Genomic DNA, 19,112 nt, shown 5'->3' on the forward strand with positions numbered 1-19,112 from the left:
TTATAATATGATAAAAAAAGACTTTCAACTCTTATCCTTTTATTTTTAGCAACAGTTACATTTTCGCAACAAAGTTATTATAGCGATGTAGATTTAACATTATCTGGTACAGCTTTAAAAGATGCATTAGCAGCAAAAATTATAGCTACACATACTAGAACTTTAGAATACTCAAGTAGCGGACCAGATGTTTGGGATGCTACAAGAGCTACAGATGAAAACACTTCTAATGATAGAGAAGTTGTTTTATATTATGGTTGGGAAGATGGATCTGACCAAGATAGTACGAATGATCTTTATAGAGATAAAAACTTACAAGACAGCGGTAGTGGAGCTACTTTTGTTTGGAATAGAGAACATGTTTTTCCAAAATCTTTAGCAAACCCAAAATTGGATACTGATATACCCGGACCTTCTACAGATGCTCACCATTTAAGAGCAGCAGATAGAGGAAGAAACTCTGCTAGAAATAACAGAAAATATGGTAGAGGAACAGGAAACTCTGATTATTCTTCAGTCGATTTTCATGAAGGTTTAGATGGCCCAAATACTGCTGCTTGGTATCCTGGTGATGATTGGAAAGGAGATGCTGCAAGAATGATTATGTATATGTATTTACGTTACGGTACCGTTTGTTTACCAACTGCAGTTGGTGTTGGTAGTAATGAGTTTACACAAGACGAAATGATCGATTTATTTTTGCAATGGAATGTAGAAGACCCAGTTTCTCAAATAGAAATTGATAGAAATACATATCATGAAAACACAGCTAATACTGCTGCACAAGGAAATAGAAACCCTTTTATAGACAACCCTTATTTAGCAACAAGAATTTGGGGAGGAAACTCTGCAGAAGATAGATGGGATTATTATATTAGTACAGATACGGAAGCACCTACTACTCCAACAAATGTAACTTTAAGTAATATTAGCTTAAATTCTATTACTGTTAATTGGGATGCTTCAACAGATAATAAAGGTGTAACGGGTTACAATGTTTATATTGATGGTGTGTTAAAGACACAAACAACAAATACAAACACTACTTTTTCTAACTTAGAAACAAATACTTCTTATAATTTTACAGTTGTAGCTAAAGATCTTATAAACAATATGTCTGCAACAAGTACAGCTGTAAACGGAACAACTTTACAAGATACAGAAGCGCCAACAATACCAACTAACTTAGTTGTTAGTGAAGAAACAGACTCTTCTTTTAAAGTAACTTGGTCAGCATCTACAGATAACAATGCAATTAGTAGTTACGAAATTTATGTAGATAATACTTTAAATGGTACATCTGCAAATAATGTATATACAATTACTGGTTTAAGCACATCTACAACTTATGCTGTAGAAATAGTAGCTGTAGATACTGATAATAATAAATCTGCAAAAAGCGCAACAGTAAACGCAACAACAACTGCAGGAACTTCTAACGGAATAACAGAATTATTTATATCTGAATACGTTGAGCCAGATGGAGGAAATAATAAAGCCATTGAAATAGTTAATCTTACTGCTTCAACTATTAATTTATCTGAATATAGCATACAAAAACAACATAATGGAAGTTCTTGGGTAGATGATTTTAATTTAGGTAATACTAACATTGTACCTGGTGATGTATTTGTGATAATTAATGGAGGTGCAGACGATGCTACTTTAATTGCAGAAGCAGATTTAGTCCGCGCAAACAATACTTCTACAAATAATGGTTCTCCAATGAATTTTAATGGAAATGATCCTATAGGGTTATTTAAAAATGGGGTTTTGGTAGATATAATTGGTCAAGTAGGAAACTCTAGTAGTCATATAGAAAATAAAACTTACAGAAGAAAAGCTTCAATATTATCTAATAATACAACTTACACAGTAAACGAATGGGATGTTTTAGCTGCTAATACATTTACAGGAATTGGTAGTCATGATTCTACTTTAAGTACAGAAGAATCTTCTTTAATTTCTTTTAAAATGTATCCGAACCCTACAAACGGTAACAAAGTATTTTTTGAAACTACAAAAAACTTAACGATTAAAGTTTACAATATTGTAGGTAAGTTAATTCTAGAAAATAAAGTTAGTAGTTCTAAAAATCAACTAGATATTACAACATTATCAAAAGGAATTTATTTTATAAAAATAGATTCTGATAAAAACTCTGAAATTAAAAAATTAATAAAGAATTAAACTATGATTAAAAAATTACTCTTAATACTATTTATTACAAGTTTAGGAAGCGTTAATGCGCAATTAACACCTCCATCAGAATTGCAATCTTATTATAATAATGTAGATTTCTCACTTACAGGAATTCAATTATTTAATGATTTAGCTACAAAAACTATTTCTAAACATACTAATATTTTAGAATACGGACAAAGACACAACTACTTATACAATGCTGATGAAGATTTAGCTAATACTGCTAATGTAATTTTAATGTATAGTGGAGAAAGTAGAGACGAAAGAGAATACCAATCTGGTAGTAACTCTCATCAAACACAGACTTATAATACAGAGCACGTTTATCCGCAGTCTTTAATTATTAACAATGCTAAAGGAGATTTACATCACCTTAGAACTTGTGATATTTCTATAAATTCTGACAGAGGAAGCAGAAAATTTATTGAAGGTTCTGGTAATTATGGTGTGGTTGATTCTTCTTGGTATCCTGGTGATGATTGGAAAGGAGATGTAGCAAGAATGATTATGTATTTAAACCTAAGATATAATGAGTCTTTTAGCGATATTGGAACATTAAATCTATTTTTAAAATGGAATGCAGAAGATCCTGTTTCTGATTTTGAAAAACAAAGAAATGAAATTATTACTGCGGCACAAGGAAATAGAAATCCGTTTATAGACAACCCTTATATTGCAACCATAATTTGGGGAGGAAATGCTGCAGAAAACACTTGGGGAGAAGCAGATACAGAAATTCCTACAGTTCCAACAAGTATAGCTTTAAGTAATATTGCAACATCTACAATAGATGTAACTTGGAATGCTTCAACTGATAATAATGGAATTGGTAAATATGAAATATATGCAAACGGAGTTTTAAACGGAGAGTCTACAACTACAAATTATACTGTTATCAATTTAACCCCTAATACCACTTACAGTATTACTGTTTTAGCTAAAGATATTGCCGGTAATGAATCTGCACAATCTACAGCTGTAAATGGTACTACTTTAGTTGATAATACACCACCAACTATACCAACAGATGTTACAATTGCTAGTAAATCAGGAACAAGTTTAAAAATAACTTGGACAGCATCAACAGACGATTCTGCAATTTCAGCTTATAACGTTTATGTAGATGGTACATATAACGATAGTACTACAGAAACCAATTTTACTATTACAGGCTTAACAGTTTCTACAACCTATGCAATTACAGTTTTAGCAAAAGATACGTCAAACAACGAATCTGAGCAAAGTAATGCTGTAAACGGAACAACAACTGATGGTTCTGCACCTTCTAACGAGTTGTTTTTCTCTGAATATCTCGAAGGTGGTGGTAATAATAAAGCTCTAGAAATTGCTAATTTTACAGGGCAAACAGTTTCTTTAGCAAATTATGCTGTTAAATTAGGTTCTAATGGTGCCGATTTTGGAACTCAAATTTTAACCTTTACAAATCAAACAATTGAAGATGGCGATGTTTTTGTAATTGGTAATGCTCAGTTAGCAGTTTGTGAATCTGAAGTAGATATAGAAAGTACTGTTACTTATTTTAATGGAAATGACGTTTTAGGTTTATTTAAAAATGATGTTTTAATAGATATTATTGGTAAAGAAGGAGACACTAATACATTTGGCTCAAACGTTACTTTAAAAAGGAAATCTACTATTGTATCTCCTAATTTAGTTTTTGATAGAGATGAATGGGTAGAAGGTTCAGGAGTAGATGATTGTACTAACTTAGGAAAGCATACTGTAAGTACAGCGAGCATTGAAAATGAAAATCTAACAGTTATAAAAATGTACCCTAACCCTACAAATGGAGATAAATTATACTTTAAATACTCAGAAGATCTAAAAATTAATATCTACAATGTTTTGGGTAAATTATTAGTAACAGAAAAAGTAGACAACAATAATAATCAAATTGATATTTCTTCACTTTCAAAAGGAATTTATTTAGTTAAAATTAATTCAGAAAATCAGTTCATCACAAAAAAACTGATAAAGAAGTAAATAATATTTCTATAAATTAAAAAAAGAGCAACTATGGTAGTTGCTCTTTTTTTATATCAATTTTTTATTATTCTTTTAGTAAGAACTTCATTTGTGAGATAATTTATAATTTTAATAATATAAATACCACTATCTAAACCCGATACATCTAAAATAGAATTCCCTACTATATTTTTAGCATACATTTTTTTACCTTGTATATTATAAACAGTTATATTAAAATCTCCATTTTCAATAGTTATGTTTAAATTATTTTGAACAGGATTAGGATAAATATTAACCATATTTCTTAAACTAGGGCTGTTTAAGCTTAAAACACTGCCTGTTATTGTTATATCTCCGTTTTCATCAAAAGGGTTAGACCATTTTTCGTTAACATAAACATCTGTTCCTGTTAATGTTTTAAGAAAAGCTATTAACGCATTTTTTTCATCATCATTAAGATTTAATCTTTGGGTGTTAGGACCTGTCCTTAATCTATTATCTAAATCTGTATTTAAAGAGTTATTTGGAATTTCATTATAATGATTTATTACATCTAATAAAGTTTTTAAGCTACCATCGTGCATTAATGGGCCATTTAAAATACCATCAGGATTTACTAAATCTCTTAATGTTGGAGCTCTAAAATTTGTTAAATCAATTTCCGAAGTATTACCTGCAACTCCAATAATACCATTATTTCTAGAATTTGGATCAATATCAAATTCATCACCACGATGACATCCAATACATCCTGCTCCATTCATATTAGGTGGAGTTATAAATAATCTTTTCCCTTCATTCTCTTGTACTGTAAAATTTGGAAAATTTGCAATAATATTATTTACTTGAGCTCTTCCAATATCATATTTAGAATCAAAAGATTGTATACTTCTAATAAACTGTGATAAGGCTAACTGAATCCTTTCTTCTGTAATTGTTTTATCGCCAAAAGCAAAATTAAATAAGTTTTGATAGTATTCTATTGCAGAAAGTTTTGATATTAAATCATTAATATTCTCATCACCATTTGTTCCACTAAACCCCATTTCTACATGATCTTGAATTGGTTTTGTAGTTTGGTCTTCTAGAGAAATTGCTCTTTCGTCCCAAAAAAACTTTTCTTCATCAGAAAATTTAGAATTAATTAAACGCATAGAATGTCTTCCTGTTAATCCACCATTTAAACCAATACTTTGTGTAGCATCATCTCCAAAAGCTTTTTCTTGTTTATGACAGCTAGCACATGCAATTGTATTATTAGCAGATAATTTTTTATCATAAAAAAGAACTCTACCTAATGTAGCTGTTTTATTATCAATAGCATTATTAATTGGTGTATTATCTTTTAATATATATTGAGACTTAGTTTGATTCGAGTAATTAAAAAGATTATCTAAATCAATTGTACCACTTATTGTAATAAAAGCAACTCCAAGAATAGTAATTAAATTGGGTAAGGTTTTGTTCATTTTTGGTTAATTATTAAATGTTTTATTTGTTAGACCTTTCAATTTTATAATAGTTTGAAAAAATAAATTTTAATGTTAAAAGATTTTGTATAACTATCTTTATTCTTCAATTTAAATGCAAATAAATATATTCAAAAAAACTAAATTTGCATTTTTATTACAACACACAAACACAACATAAAATGATTCATTTCTTTGGAAACAAAAACAGTAAAATATTCGCTGTTCAAACAACAAAAGAATTAACTTCAGAAACCATAGCCAAATTAATATGGTTATTTGGTAATCAACCAAAAATAGAAGAAACATCAATAGATGCTTTTTTTGTTGGACCAAGAGCTGCAATGATTACTCCTTGGAGTACAAATGCTGTAGAAATTACTCAGAATATGGGGATTTCAAATATCATTAGAATAGAAGAATTTGAAGTTATTGAACAAGATTTTTCTGATTTTGACCCAATGATTTCTGAAAAATTTAATGGATTACATCAAGATAGTTTTACTATTGAAATTAAACCAGAAGCAATTTTAGATATTGAAGATATTGCTTCTTACAACAACCAAGAAGGTTTATCTTTAAGTGATGAAGAAGTTGAATATTTAGAAAGTGTTGCTACTAAAATAGGAAGAAAATTAACAGATTCTGAAGTATTTGGCTTCAGCCAAGTAAACTCAGAACACTGTAGACATAAAATATTTAACGGAACTTTTGTTATTGATGGAGAAGAAATGCCTACTTCATTATTTAAGTTGATTAAAGAAACATCAAAGCAATTTCCTAACGATATTGTTTCTGCGTACAAAGACAATGTTGCTTTTATTAAAGGACCAAAAGTGGAACAATTTGCACCTAAAACGGCAGATAAACCAGACTTTTATGAAACATTAGATTATGAATCTGTAATTTCATTAAAAGCAGAAACACATAACTTTCCAACAACTGTAGAGCCTTTTAATGGTGCTGCAACAGGTTCTGGTGGAGAAATTAGAGATCGTTTAGCTGGTGGAAAAGGTTCTTTACCTTTAGCAGGTACAGCAGTTTATATGACTTCGTATTCTCGTTTAGAAAAAGGTCGTTATTGGGAAGATAAGTTTGAAGCTAGAGATTGGTTGTACCAAACTCCTATGGATATTTTAATAAAGGCTTCTAATGGAGCATCTGATTTTGGAAACAAATTCGGTCAGCCTTTAATTACTGGTTCTGTGTTAACTTTTGAACACGAAGAAAATTCTTCTGTAAGTGATGCAGCTGCAAGAAAACTTGGTTTTGACAAGGTAATAATGCAAGCTGGTGGAATTGGATATGGAAAAGCAGATCAAGCTTTAAAAGACACACCAAAAGAAGGTGATAAAATTGTAATTCTTGGTGGAGAAAATTATAGAATTGGAATGGGTGGTGCTGCTGTTTCTTCAGCAGATACAGGTGCATTAGATTCAGGAATTGAATTAAACGCGGTGCAACGTTCTAATCCAGAAATGCAAAAACGTGCTGCAAATGCCGTTCGTGGAATGGTAGAAAGTGAAGAAAACTTTATTGTTTCTATTCACGATCATGGAGCTGGTGGGCATTTAAATTGTTTATCTGAATTAGTAGAAGATACTGGTGGAAAAATAAATTTAGACGCTTTACCTGTTGGAGATCCAACTTTATCAGCAAAAGAAATTATTGGTAACGAATCTCAAGAAAGAATGGGATTGGTTATTGCAGAAAAACATATAGATACTTTACAAAAAATTGCAGAACGTGAGCGTTCGCCAATCTATACTGTTGGAGATGTTACTGGAAATGATCGTTTTACTTTTGAATCTAAAACTACTGGTAAAAAACCAATGGATTTAGCTTTAGAAGACATGTTTGGTTCATCACCTAAAACTATAATGACAGACAAGACTGTTGTTAGAAATTATAAAAATTCTAGATATAAAATTAAGAACTTTAAAAAATATTTAGAGCAAGTTTTACAGTTAGAAGCTGTTGCTTGTAAAGATTGGTTAACAAATAAAGTAGACCGTTGTGTTGGTGGTAAAGTTGCCAAACAACAATGTGTTGGACCATTACAAATTCCGTTAAATAATGTTGGTGTTATGGCATTAGATTATAACGGTAAAGAAGGTGTAGCAACAAGTATTGGCCACTCGCCTATTTCGGCTTTAATTAATCCGGAAGCTGGAAGTAGAAACGCCATTACAGAAAGTTTAACCAACATTATTTGGGCACCTTTAAAAGATAATTTAGATTCAATTTCATTATCTGCAAACTGGATGTGGCCTTGTAAAAATGAAGGTGAAGATGCTCGTTTATATAAAGCTGTTAAAGCAGTTTCAGAATTTTCTATCGGTTTAGGAATTAATGTTCCTACTGGTAAAGATTCTTTATCTATGAAACAAAAATATCCTGATGGTGATGTAATTGCACCAGGAACTGTAATTATTTCTGCTGCTGGAAACTGTAATGAAATTAGTAAAGTTGTAGAACCTCTTTTACAAGTTAATGGTGGAAATATCTATTATATTAATATTTCTCAAGACGAATTTAAATTAGGAGGAAGTTCTTTTCATCAAGTTTTAAATACCATTGGAAATGAAGCGCCAGATGTTACTGATGTAGCTTTTGTAAAAAATACTTTTAATACAATTCAAGAATTAATAAAGGCTGATAAAATTACCGCAGGACATGATGTTGCTTCTGGTGGTTTAATTACAACGTTGTTAGAAATGTGTTTTGCTGATGTTAATTTAGGTGCAGATTTAAACATTTCTTCTTTAAATGAAGAAGATGCTATAAAAGTATTGTTTGCTGAAAATTCGGGAATTGTTTTTCAATCGGATGCTTCAATAGAAAGTATTTTATCAGAAAACAATATTGAGTTTTTTAATATTGGAACTGCTACTAACTCAGGAACTGTAAACATTCAAAATAACGAAGATGCTTTCTCTTTTAATGTTTCTGAAATGAGAGATGTTTGGTATAAGACCTCTTTCCTACTCGATCAAAAACAAACTGCAAACAGGTTAGCAAAAGATCGTTTCGACAATTATAAAAAACAGCCTTTACAGTTTACCTTTCCTGAAAACTTCACAGGGAAATTACCTAAAATCGGTAAAAAGAAGCCAAAAGCTGCAATTATTCGTGAAAAAGGAAGTAATTCTGAACGTGAAATGGCAAATGCAATGTATTTAGCTGGTTTTGATGTAAAAGATGTTCATATGACCGATTTAATTTCTGGTCGTGAAACTTTAGAAGATATTCAGTTTATTGGTGCTGTAGGTGGTTTTTCTAATAGTGATGTTTTAGGTTCTGCTAAAGGTTGGGCTGGAGCATTTAAATACAACGAAAAAGCAAATACAGCTTTAAAAAACTTCTTTAAAAGAGAAGATACATTATCTGTTGGTATTTGTAACGGTGCACAATTATGGATGGAATTAGATTTAATAAACCCAGATCATAAAGTACACGGAAAATTAGTGCATAACGATTCTAAAAAACACGAGAGTTCTTTTACTTCTGTAAAAATTCAAGAAAATAATTCTGTAATGTTATCTAGTTTAGCAGGAACGGAATTAGGTGTTTGGATTTCTCATGGAGAAGGAAAATTTAACTTACCAGAAGCCGAAGAAAACTACAATATTGTTGCAAAATACGGTTATGAAGGTTACCCAAATAACCCAAATGGATCAGACTTTAACACAGCAATGTTATGTGATAAAACAGGAAGACATTTAGTAACAATGCCTCATATTGAGCGTTCTACTTTTCAATGGAATTGGGCAAATTACCCAACTAATAGAAAAGATGAAGTTACGCCTTGGTTAGAAGCGTTTGTAAATGCTAAAAACTGGTTAACAAAATAATTTTTAAAAAAAGTATATCTAAAAAGGGCTTTTTTTAAAGCCCTTTTTTTGTTTTAATATAAAGTGAAATGAAAATTCCAGAAAAATATCAATTTATAGTTGCGCTTGGAAAAGCGTTACATGTTTACGGTATTCCTTCTTACAAAATACAAGCTTATCTAACTGAAGTTGCTACAAAACAAGGAATTACTGGCAGTTTTATGGATTCTCCAACATGGATAAATTATATTTTCTATGAAGATGAGAGTTCTTATAGTTATGTAGAATGTGTGCTTCCTGGTTCATTAAATTTAGGAGCTTATTCTAGAATTGCAGAATTAACCAATAAAGTTATAGATTCTAAAATAGATAATGAAGCTATTAACAAAGAATTAAATATAATACATTCTAAAACAAAGAGCATAAATCACTTGTTTTTAACTTTAGCTTACGCTGCTTCTGCTGGTTGTTTTAGTATAATGATAGGTACTAATTTGGTGTCTTTTGCTTTTTCTTTATTATTAGGTGCATTAATCTATCTTTTAGTATATTTTACAAGTAAATCTAACTATTTACACAATATTTTTGAATCTTTAAGTGCATTGATTGCAACTATTATCTGTTGTTCATTATCATTAATTTTTCCAACCTTTAATATAGGTTTAACCATTTTAGCTTCTATTATTATTTTTATTCCTGGTTTGGCTATTACTACTGCTTTAGAAGAACTAACTTCTAAAAGCTTGGTTTCTGGTAGTGCAAAACTTTTTGATGCTGTACTACTATTATTTAAACAATTTTTTGGTGTATTGCTGGGTATAGCCTTAATGACCTCTTTAGCAGATATTGATTTAACCTATCATGTTTCTGAAATGCCAAAATGGACTATTTATTTAGCGATACCAATATTTTCCATTGCGTTATTACCCATATTTCAGGTACGAAAAAAACATGCTTTTTGGAGCTTTAACTGGTATTACAGCATTTTTTATGACGGTTTGGTTGTCTGGGTACGGAGTATTAATAAGTACATTTATTGGAACTCTTGTTGTTGTTGGGGCAAGCCGTTTGTTTGGCAGAATTTCCAAAACACCTAAAACAGTTTATTTAATTCAAGGAATTGTAATGCTGGTTCCTGGAAGTAAGTCTTTTATGGGCTTAAGTAATTCATTTTTTAGCCCTTCTACTAGTACTGGTTCTATAGATTTATTTGAACAAGTAGCTTTTATATTAATGGGCATAATTGGCGGTTTACTTTTTGCTGGTACATTTAGAGACAGAACTCCGAAAAAATTTGGTATGAAAACCAAAAATTAAAACTATTATTTTATATAAAAAAAACAGCTTTTAGAAGAATCTAAAAGCTGTTTTGCGTTAGGGATTGAAGCTTTGTTTGAGCTCTCACGCTTTTTTTAGCGTGAAGCGAGTGCGGAAAGCCCGTTTAAACGCCCAAAAAATTTAAACTACATTACTTTTCTAATAGTAGATTCTCCAATAACAATTCCTTTTTTTAACTGAGCATCTCCTGTATATAATACAGTAGCTTCTCCATAAGAACTTACTTTTATTTTTTTAGATACATTAAATTGAAAAGTACCATTACCATATGCTGTAATTTTGGTTTCATGAGACTTTACATCTGATGCCATAATTTTACTAGCTCCATAAGCTCTAAATTTTTGTTGCTTAACTGTACCTTTTTCAATATTTAAATAACTATCACCATAAATTGAAACATCTAAATTATTTACATTTATTTTATTGATTATTACTTCTGATTTACCATAAATTCTTAGCTTACAATCGTTTTGTTTTATTGATGATTTAAATGTAATTTTCTCTTCGCCTCTTAAAGAAAAAGTATTTACGCTAGAATAAGTAACAATTACCCTAGCAACTTTGTTTTTATATAATGGCACTTTTTTATTATAATTATTGGCAATGTTTTTATTATTTTTAGTGTAAGTTTTTGCACCTTCTAAATACACTTGAAGAGTTCCTTTTTTTAATTCATATTTAAATTTTTCTCTAGGAACACTAATATTATCTATAACAATACTTGGATTTTTGCCTTCTATGAATACTGTTTCTATATGCGGACTTACTATGATTTTGTCAAAACTTTTAGTAAGTTTTATTCTATTTTGTGCTTTTATATTACTATTAATACTGAATAATGTAAGAAGGAAAATGGTTAATTTAAATTTCATCTTTTTTATTTAAGTTTGTTTTTTTAATGGACATTCTTTTTTAAACTATTGTACACTAAATAAAAGACTCATCAAATTTTAATTTGTGACTGTTTCAAAAAATAAATTTTAAATAAACTGCATATTAATCTTAAACAAAAAAATGTTCTAGATTAATAAAAACACTTTAACTATAGTATATGTTTAATAAACGATAGTTAGCCTTAGTTTATCAGAACAAATTTAATTTCTGTAGTATTTTATTTAGTTTTGAATAATTGTACTTATTTAAAAATAAATATAAAATAATCTTTTCCTAGTTAAAGTTTATTTTTTTTAACATGAAGACCCTATAAATAAAAAAATTAAGTCGATTAAAATTTAGATCTAAAAGAAAAATGAAATTCGATTATAAAAATGAAAAAGACTCTAGAAATATAATAAATAATATTTTTATTTTATCTTTTGAAAAAAAGACCTACCATTTAAATCTATAATTGTTCCTACTGGGCTACCTTCTATTGCTTATATTTTTGGAGAGAAGCAAAGAATAATTCATAATAAAATAAGAACAGATTTTAATAATTTTATCGTTTCTGGTCAATTTGATTCTACATATGAATATTTTGTAAATAGTGAAGCTACAAACTTTGGTATCAACTTAAATCCAACAGCGTTGTATAAATTATTGAAAACGGATATTTCTTTATTAACTAATAAACACATATGTATAGAAGAATTAAATAAGTCTCTTAATTATAATGCAAGTAAGATCTTTATAAAGCATAAAAATAATGTTGACGGTTTTATAAAAGAATTTATAGAACATATAGAAAATTTAGATTTGTTAATTGATAATGATGTAAAAAATATTGACCTAGCAATAGATTATATTTTTGAAAAAGAAGGAATGTTACAAGTATTAGATTTGCTTAAAATTATTCCGTTATCTCAAAAATCATTAGAAACAAAATTTAAAAAAATAATTGGCTTAACACCTGGTAAATATTTAAGATTAATCCGCTTTACTAAACTAATGCGGAAGTATGAAAGTAAAGAAATAGATATTAACGACCTTATATATATGTATAATTACTACGATCACTCGCATTTTATAAAAGATTTTAAATTATTTATGTCTGAGTCTCCAAAATTATATTTTAAAAAAGAATACCCATTGATTAAAGCCTACTCAAAAGATTTATAAATAGCAAGTAACTTTATATTTTCAAATTAACTAAATATCATTTTTTTAAAAAAACAGTTTAACTATACTTTATTGTAAACCAACTATACTTGATTATGGCTTAACATAATTAATAGGAATTTAATTTTTTATTATTTAATATTGCTATAACACATTAATACCCAAAAACATAGTCATGGAATTTAATTTTATAGAGGGTAAGGATAGTAGAAATTTAGTTAAAAACTTATTTAAATTAACTTTTTCAAAGAATGATTTGCCTTTTGAGTCTATTATACTTCCATTAGGTTTTCCTTCTTTAGCATATATTTTTAGTAATACGCAAGAAATCGATTTTAAAGGAAAAAAATCATCTATTAAAGGATCTGTAATCACTGGTCAATTTTATGGCACTTATGATTTTTCTGTAAAAGATGAGAGTACTAATATTGGCATAATATTGCATCCTACTTCTTTATATAAAATTTTTAAGACAGATATTTCATTCTTAACAAATAAAATTACACCAATAGAAGAGTTTAATTTAAAAATTTCAAAGGAACTCTCTTCAATTTTTTTAAACAATAAAGATGAGCTGTTAAACTATGAAAAAGAAATGTTGATTTTTATTGAATCTTTAAATATTAAAACAGATTCTGAAGTTAAACAAATTGATAAAGCTATTAACCTAATAATTGAAAAAGATGGCTTAATACAAGTTAATGAGCTATTAAACGTTATTTCGTTTAGTCAAAAATCATTAGAAACTAAATTTAAAAAAATTGTAGGCTTAACTCCTGGTAAATTTATAAGACAGTATCGTTTTATGAATCTAATGCAAAAATATCAATCAAAAAAAATAGCCTTAACAGATTTAATTTACATGTTTGATTATTATGATCAATCACACTTTGCAAAAGATTTTAAATTTTTCATGAAACAAAGCCCAAAAAAATTCTTTAAAAACGATTATCCTCTTTTAGAAAAATATTTAATCGAATAAGTTTTTCCCTTTTAAGAAAAACAATTACGATTTTTTACAATATTTAACTTTAATAAATTATTACTTTTATAGTGTAAGGTTTTATTTATAATTTTGGGGGAAATTATAAATAAAATTAAATAAAACAGAGCTGATTAATAATCTACTCTGTTTTTTTATGCTAAAAATTCAATTACGATTTTTTACCTTTTTTTTGTTAAAAAACAATTACATTTATAATATAAAAATTATTTATACCTTTTAGGGGAAGTTATAAATAATAAAAAAGAGCTAGTTTATTCTAGCTCTTTTTTCTTTATAATAAATGTGATTTTTTTACGATTTTTTACAATAATTAAAAGCCTTTTTAATATAAATTTACAATGAACATAATTATTAATAGTTTTGGGAGAAACTTTTAATTATATAAAAAAAGACTGAATTTAATTCAGTCTTTTTTTATATAATTTATTCAAACTTTAAATATTTAATTAAATCAATTTTAGTTGCCTTAAAAGCTTTTAATCCAACAACAATAAATACTAAGATAGTTAAAATAATTGGTGTAATTACAAAAGGTAAAATTGGCATATCTATTCTATAAATAAAATTATCTAACCAAGTTTGCATTAAATAATATGCAATTGGTATTAAAATAATTGAAGCAATTAATGTAATTTTTAAGAAATTTTTAATTAATTGAAACATAATCTCCTGAACAGATGCTCCTAAAGTTTTACGTATTGCAACTTCTTTTAATCTTTGCTGAATTGTTAAAGTAGCTAAAGCAAATAAACCTAAAAGCGAAATAAAAATTACCACAGAAGTTAAAATTAAAAAAAGTGTTTTTTGATTTTGATATTTTTTATACGTTCTCGCAAAACGCTTATTTAAAAACTGAGCTCTAAATGGATAGCCTTGTTCTATGTTCGCATGCCAATAATTCTCTATAAACTTAATCGTTTCTTGAGCGTTATCTGGTTTAATTTTAAATTGCATCCACCAAAAATTTTGTTTCATCCAATCAAAAGTATTCCAATGCATCATCATAGTAGGTAAAATTTCACTATCTAATCCGTTAGTATGGTAGTCTTTTAACATACCTACTATAATTAAATTTTTTCCATCATTTACCTCGTCACCAAAACCTGCATCTATTTTTTTTCCAATCGGATCATCATAAATATTAAATTTCTTAGCTAAAGTTTCGTTTATTAAAATGTTTTTTAATGTATCTGAAGCAAATGATTCTTGTAAATATCTTCCTTTAACAAGTTTAACATTCATTGTTTGCAGATAATTAAAATCAATTGCATTTGCATAAGTTTGAACAGAAATATCTTTATAATCTACATTGGTAGAATTAGAGCTACCACCACCAATAGTATAAGAATTACTAGTAACTACATCTATACTTGGGTGCTTTACTAATTCTTTTTTTGCTAATAAGTACTTTTTATATCTATCATTATTAGCATTCATGTTTACTAAAACAACTTGATCGCCTTCAAAACCAAGATCTTTATTCATCATATAATCTACTTGATAAAAAATAATTATAGAACCAGATAAAAAGAATCCCGAAATTAAAAATTGTAAACCCAACATAATGTTTCTTGCAAAAATACCTTGCTTACTCCTCGAAACGTTTCCTTTTAAAACTTCTACAGATTTAAATTTAGATAAATATATTGCAGGAATAAAACCAACCAATAGAGAAATAAGCATTGCTATACAACCAACTTTTATAAGTAATTCAAAATTTAGAATCGAAATTTCTTTCTTCATAAAATCATTAAATGAAGGTAAAATTAATTCTACTGTTATTAATGATAAAATAAAGGCTATTAATCCCTGTAAAACAATTTCTAATGCATATTGCTGAGTTAATGATATTTTAGACAATCCTAAAGTTTTCTTTACTCCTACTTCTTTTGCTCTTTGTGTTGCAGAGGCAATTGATAAATTTATAAAATTAACACACGAAATTATTATTAGTAATATCGATAAAGACAGCATTATAATTATTAACTCATAGTTACCTTTTCCTTCTGGCCCAGCATCTGAAGCAATCGTTTTTAAACGAATGTCTTTTAAAGGCTCTAAAATTACGGTTGTACCATGTTTTTCGAAAAATTCTTCAATCGAAATACCATCTTTTTTTGCTTGAGGTTCAGTAACATTTTTAAACCATACCTCGTTTACCTTTTTATTCAAAAGTTTTAAATCTGATTCTTTATTAACCTTTACAAATAAATTATTAGAAAAACTTCCCCAATGGCCAGAGGGTTCTTTTTTAAATTGAACAACCATTTTAGGCATAAAATAATGTTTACCAGTTATTTTGTATACAGTTGTTATAATAAAACTTCTGTCAGAAAACTCAATCGTTTTACCAATTGCAGATTCTTTACCAAATAAATCTATAGCTTGTTCTTCTGAAATTGCTAAATTACTCCTACTTTCTTTAAAAGATTGAGCACTTCCTTCTACAATTTCAAAAGAGAAAAAATCGAAAAAGCTTGGATTACCAACCAATATATCTTGTAAATAAATATCTTTTCCTTTTACTCTAACCACTTTACTATTTGGCCAAGACCTGCTTAAATAAAAATTATTTATTTCTGGTATTTCTTCTTTAAACTTTAAACCTTCTACATTGTTACTACTTGCCCAAATATCGTTATCAGACATTTTATGAACAACTCGGTATATTTCATTACTATTTGAGTTATTGGTGTTATAACTTTCTTCATCATTTAAATAAAGTAAAACTATGAGTAAACCAGCAAAACCAACAGTTAAACCAAATATATTAACAAGTATATTTAGCCAGTTTTTTTACTATTTCTATAAAAAATTTTAAACCAAATTTTTAACATGTTTATTCGAATTTTAAATATTTAATTAAGTCAATTTTTGTTGCTTTATATGCTTTTAAGCCTACTACAGCAAATACTAAAACTATTAAAATAATTGGTGTAATTATATACGGAAGTAGTGGCATGTCTATTCTATATACAAAGTTTTCTAACCAATTTTGCATAAAATAATACGCAATCGGAATTAAGATTACAGATGATATAATTACAATCTTTAAAAAGTTTTGTAATAACTGAAACATAATTTCTTTTACGGATGCACCTAATGTTTTTCTGATAGCAACTTCTTTTAATCGTTGTTGAATTGTTAAGGTTGCTAAAGCAAATAAACCTAATAATGAAATTATAATTACCAATAAAGAAAGTACTAAAAAAAGTGTTTGTTGTTTTTGATATTTTTGATATGTTCTAGCAAATCTTTCATTAATAAAACTAGTACTGAACGGGTAGCCTTGCTCAATATTTTCACTCCAATAACTTTTTATGTAACTTAAAGTTTTCTCTATATTGTTGGGTTTAATTTTAAACTGAATTGATGAAAACATCCTTCTTGCAAAATCATCACTATTCCAATGCCTATAAATTGTTGGAAATATTTTGGTTTCAAAACCTTGAAGATTATAATCTTTAACCATACCAATTATATTTTTACTCACTTTGGTAGTAAGCCCAGTAGGAATATTTATCTCTTTACCAATTGGATCATCATAAATATTTAACCTTCTAGCTAAAGTTTCATTAACTATTATATTATTAATAGTGTCTGACGCAAGGTCTTCCTTATAGTTTCTTCCCTTTAAAATTTTAATATCCATAACATTTAAAAAATTGTAATCTATAGTATTTATAGATACAGGTTGCAATGTGATATCTTTAAAAGTTACAGCTGTCATATCAGTTAAAAAACCACCAATTACAGATGAATTACTTGTAACAGCATCAATATTTGGATGTTTAACCATTTCTTTCTTTGCTAATAAATATTTTTTATATGGATTATTTCCATCATTCATATTTGCTACAATTACTTGATCTCCATTAAAGCCTAGCTCTTTGTTCATCATATAATTAATTTGTTGATTAATTATAATTGATCCTAAAAGAAAAAATCCTGAGATTAAGAATTGAATACCTAACATTAAATTTCTTATAAAAACTCCTTTTCTGCTTCTTGAAATATCTCCTTTTAAAACTTCTACAGCTTTAAATTTTGACAAGTAAATTGCAGGAATGCAACCAATAAAAACTGAAATTGATAATGCTAATAATGCTATTTTTACAAACAAATTAAAATTAAATAATGAAATATTTTTATTTGTGAATTCATTAAAATAAGGCAATAGTAATTCTAGTATTAACAAAGAAAAAAGAAAAGCTATAATACCTAGTAAAACAATTTCTAAAGCATATTGCTTGATTAAAGAGATTTTAGAGAGTCCTAATGTTTTCTTTATACCAACTTCTTTAGCTCTTTGAACAGCAGATACAATTGAAAGGTTAATAAAGTTTACACAAGAAATAATTATTAGTAAAATTGAAAGGGATAACATCAATACTATCAACTGATAATCTCCTGCTCCTTCTGGTCCTGCCCCACCAATGTTATCAGCAATACTCTTTAAACGAATATCATTTATAGATTCTAATATAGGCGTTACACCTCGTTCTTTCACAAACTCTTCCGGTGAAACTCCATTTTTTTTAGAAGTTGGTAACACATAGTTTTTATACCAAATAGCTAATGCTTTTTCTTCGATATCTGCTACGTTAGATTCTTTCGTCTTTTTAACAAATAAATTAGCTCTATAATTTCCCCAGTTTTTATTTTCTGGTTGTTTGCGATACTGAATTACAAAGTTTGGCATAAAAAAATGCTTTCCTTCAATTTTATAAACAGTTGTTATAATAAATGTTCTTTCAGAAAATTCTAATACTTTCCCTATTGCAGATTTATTACCAAATAGAAGTGTAGCTTGTTCTTGAGAAATAGCTAAATAATTTCTTGCTTCTTTAAATTTGTTTGTAGTTCCTTCTATAATTTTAAAAGGAAAAAAATCAAAAAAGTTTGGAGCTCCTTCTAAAATATCTTCAGTAAATTGATCTTTTCCATTTACTTTTATTAAAATATTTGAATACCAGTTAGAACTAAGATATTGGTCTGTAATTTCTGGGATCTCTTCTTTATATTTTACTCCCTCAATTAAATTACTAAGAGACCATGTTCCGCTTTTAACTGTTTTATGAACAACTCTATAAATTTTATCTTTTTCAGTATTTGACTTATTATAATTTTGTTCATCATTATAATACAATAACACAATTAATAAACCTGAAAACCCCAATGTTAACCCCAGAATATTAACCAATGTGTTTAGCC

General features: G+C 28.0%; 11 protein-coding genes. 7 read left to right on the forward strand and 4 right to left on the reverse strand.

The window, feature by feature from the left end; genetic code table 11:
* The first annotated feature begins 33 nt into the window (after positions 1-33).
* Together N5A56_RS16635 and N5A56_RS16640 are read left to right on the forward strand one after the other, a co-directional pair.
* Entirely contained in the window at positions 34-2,190 is a 2,157-nt protein-coding gene (locus tag N5A56_RS16635; RefSeq protein ID WP_274270633.1) for an endonuclease, read from the forward strand.
* A gap of 3 nt (positions 2,191-2,193) precedes the next feature.
* A complete protein-coding gene (locus N5A56_RS16640) occupies positions 2,194-4,209 on the forward strand; it encodes an endonuclease (RefSeq protein ID WP_265724407.1) in 2,016 nt (671 codons plus the stop codon).
* A 56-nt stretch (positions 4,210-4,265) separates the two neighbouring features.
* On the opposite strand, the gene N5A56_RS16645 is transcribed toward N5A56_RS16640, so the two are convergent.
* On the reverse strand, positions 4,266-5,663 hold the full coding sequence (locus tag N5A56_RS16645; RefSeq protein WP_265724406.1) for a cytochrome c peroxidase: 1,398 nt from the start codon (positions 5,661-5,663) through the stop codon (positions 4,266-4,268).
* Positions 5,664-5,845: 182 nt separating this feature from the next.
* Between N5A56_RS16645 and purL the strand changes: the two genes are divergently transcribed.
* From purL to N5A56_RS16660, 3 genes are all read left to right on the forward strand, one after another.
* Complete coding sequence (gene purL / locus N5A56_RS16650) at positions 5,846-9,517, forward strand: phosphoribosylformylglycinamidine synthase (protein WP_265724405.1); 3,672 nt, start codon at positions 5,846-5,848, stop codon at positions 9,515-9,517.
* 68 nt (positions 9,518-9,585) lie between these two features.
* A complete protein-coding gene (locus N5A56_RS16655) occupies positions 9,586-10,593 on the forward strand; it encodes a threonine/serine exporter family protein (RefSeq protein ID WP_274270612.1) in 1,008 nt (335 codons plus the stop codon).
* Complete coding sequence (locus N5A56_RS16660; RefSeq protein ID WP_274270613.1) at positions 10,487-10,813, forward strand: threonine/serine exporter family protein; 327 nt, start codon at positions 10,487-10,489, stop codon at positions 10,811-10,813. The genes N5A56_RS16655 and N5A56_RS16660 overlap by 107 nt, the downstream gene beginning before the upstream one ends.
* A gap of 146 nt (positions 10,814-10,959) precedes the next feature.
* On the opposite strand, the gene N5A56_RS16665 is transcribed toward N5A56_RS16660, so the two are convergent.
* On the reverse strand, positions 10,960-11,706 hold the full coding sequence (locus N5A56_RS16665; RefSeq protein ID WP_265724402.1) for a head GIN domain-containing protein: 747 nt from the start codon (positions 11,704-11,706) through the stop codon (positions 10,960-10,962).
* A gap of 472 nt (positions 11,707-12,178) precedes the next feature.
* Between N5A56_RS16665 and N5A56_RS16670 the strand changes: the two genes are divergently transcribed.
* The gene (locus tag N5A56_RS16670; RefSeq protein ID WP_337994871.1) at positions 12,179-12,892 is read left to right on the forward strand and encodes a helix-turn-helix domain-containing protein; all 714 of its coding nucleotides are present in this window, start codon (positions 12,179-12,181) and stop codon (positions 12,890-12,892) included.
* A gap of 175 nt (positions 12,893-13,067) precedes the next feature.
* On the forward strand, positions 13,068-13,874 hold the full coding sequence (locus tag N5A56_RS16675; protein ID WP_265724400.1) for a helix-turn-helix domain-containing protein: 807 nt from the start codon (positions 13,068-13,070) through the stop codon (positions 13,872-13,874).
* Positions 13,875-14,321: 447 nt separating this feature from the next.
* Here the strand turns inward: N5A56_RS16675 and N5A56_RS16680 are convergent, their stop codons facing one another.
* Both N5A56_RS16680 and N5A56_RS16685 read right to left on the reverse strand, forming a co-directional pair.
* Positions 14,322-16,679, reverse strand: a complete 2,358-nt coding sequence (locus tag N5A56_RS16680; RefSeq protein ID WP_337994872.1) for an ABC transporter permease — start codon at positions 16,677-16,679, stop codon at positions 14,322-14,324.
* A gap of 58 nt (positions 16,680-16,737) precedes the next feature.
* Entirely contained in the window at positions 16,738-19,101 is a 2,364-nt protein-coding gene (locus N5A56_RS16685; protein WP_265724399.1) for an ABC transporter permease, read from the reverse strand.
* Positions 19,102-19,112: the final 11 nt, after the last annotated feature.

This window comes from Polaribacter ponticola, from assembly GCF_026191475.2.
Lineage (GTDB): Bacteria > Bacteroidota > Bacteroidia > Flavobacteriales > Flavobacteriaceae > Polaribacter > Polaribacter ponticola.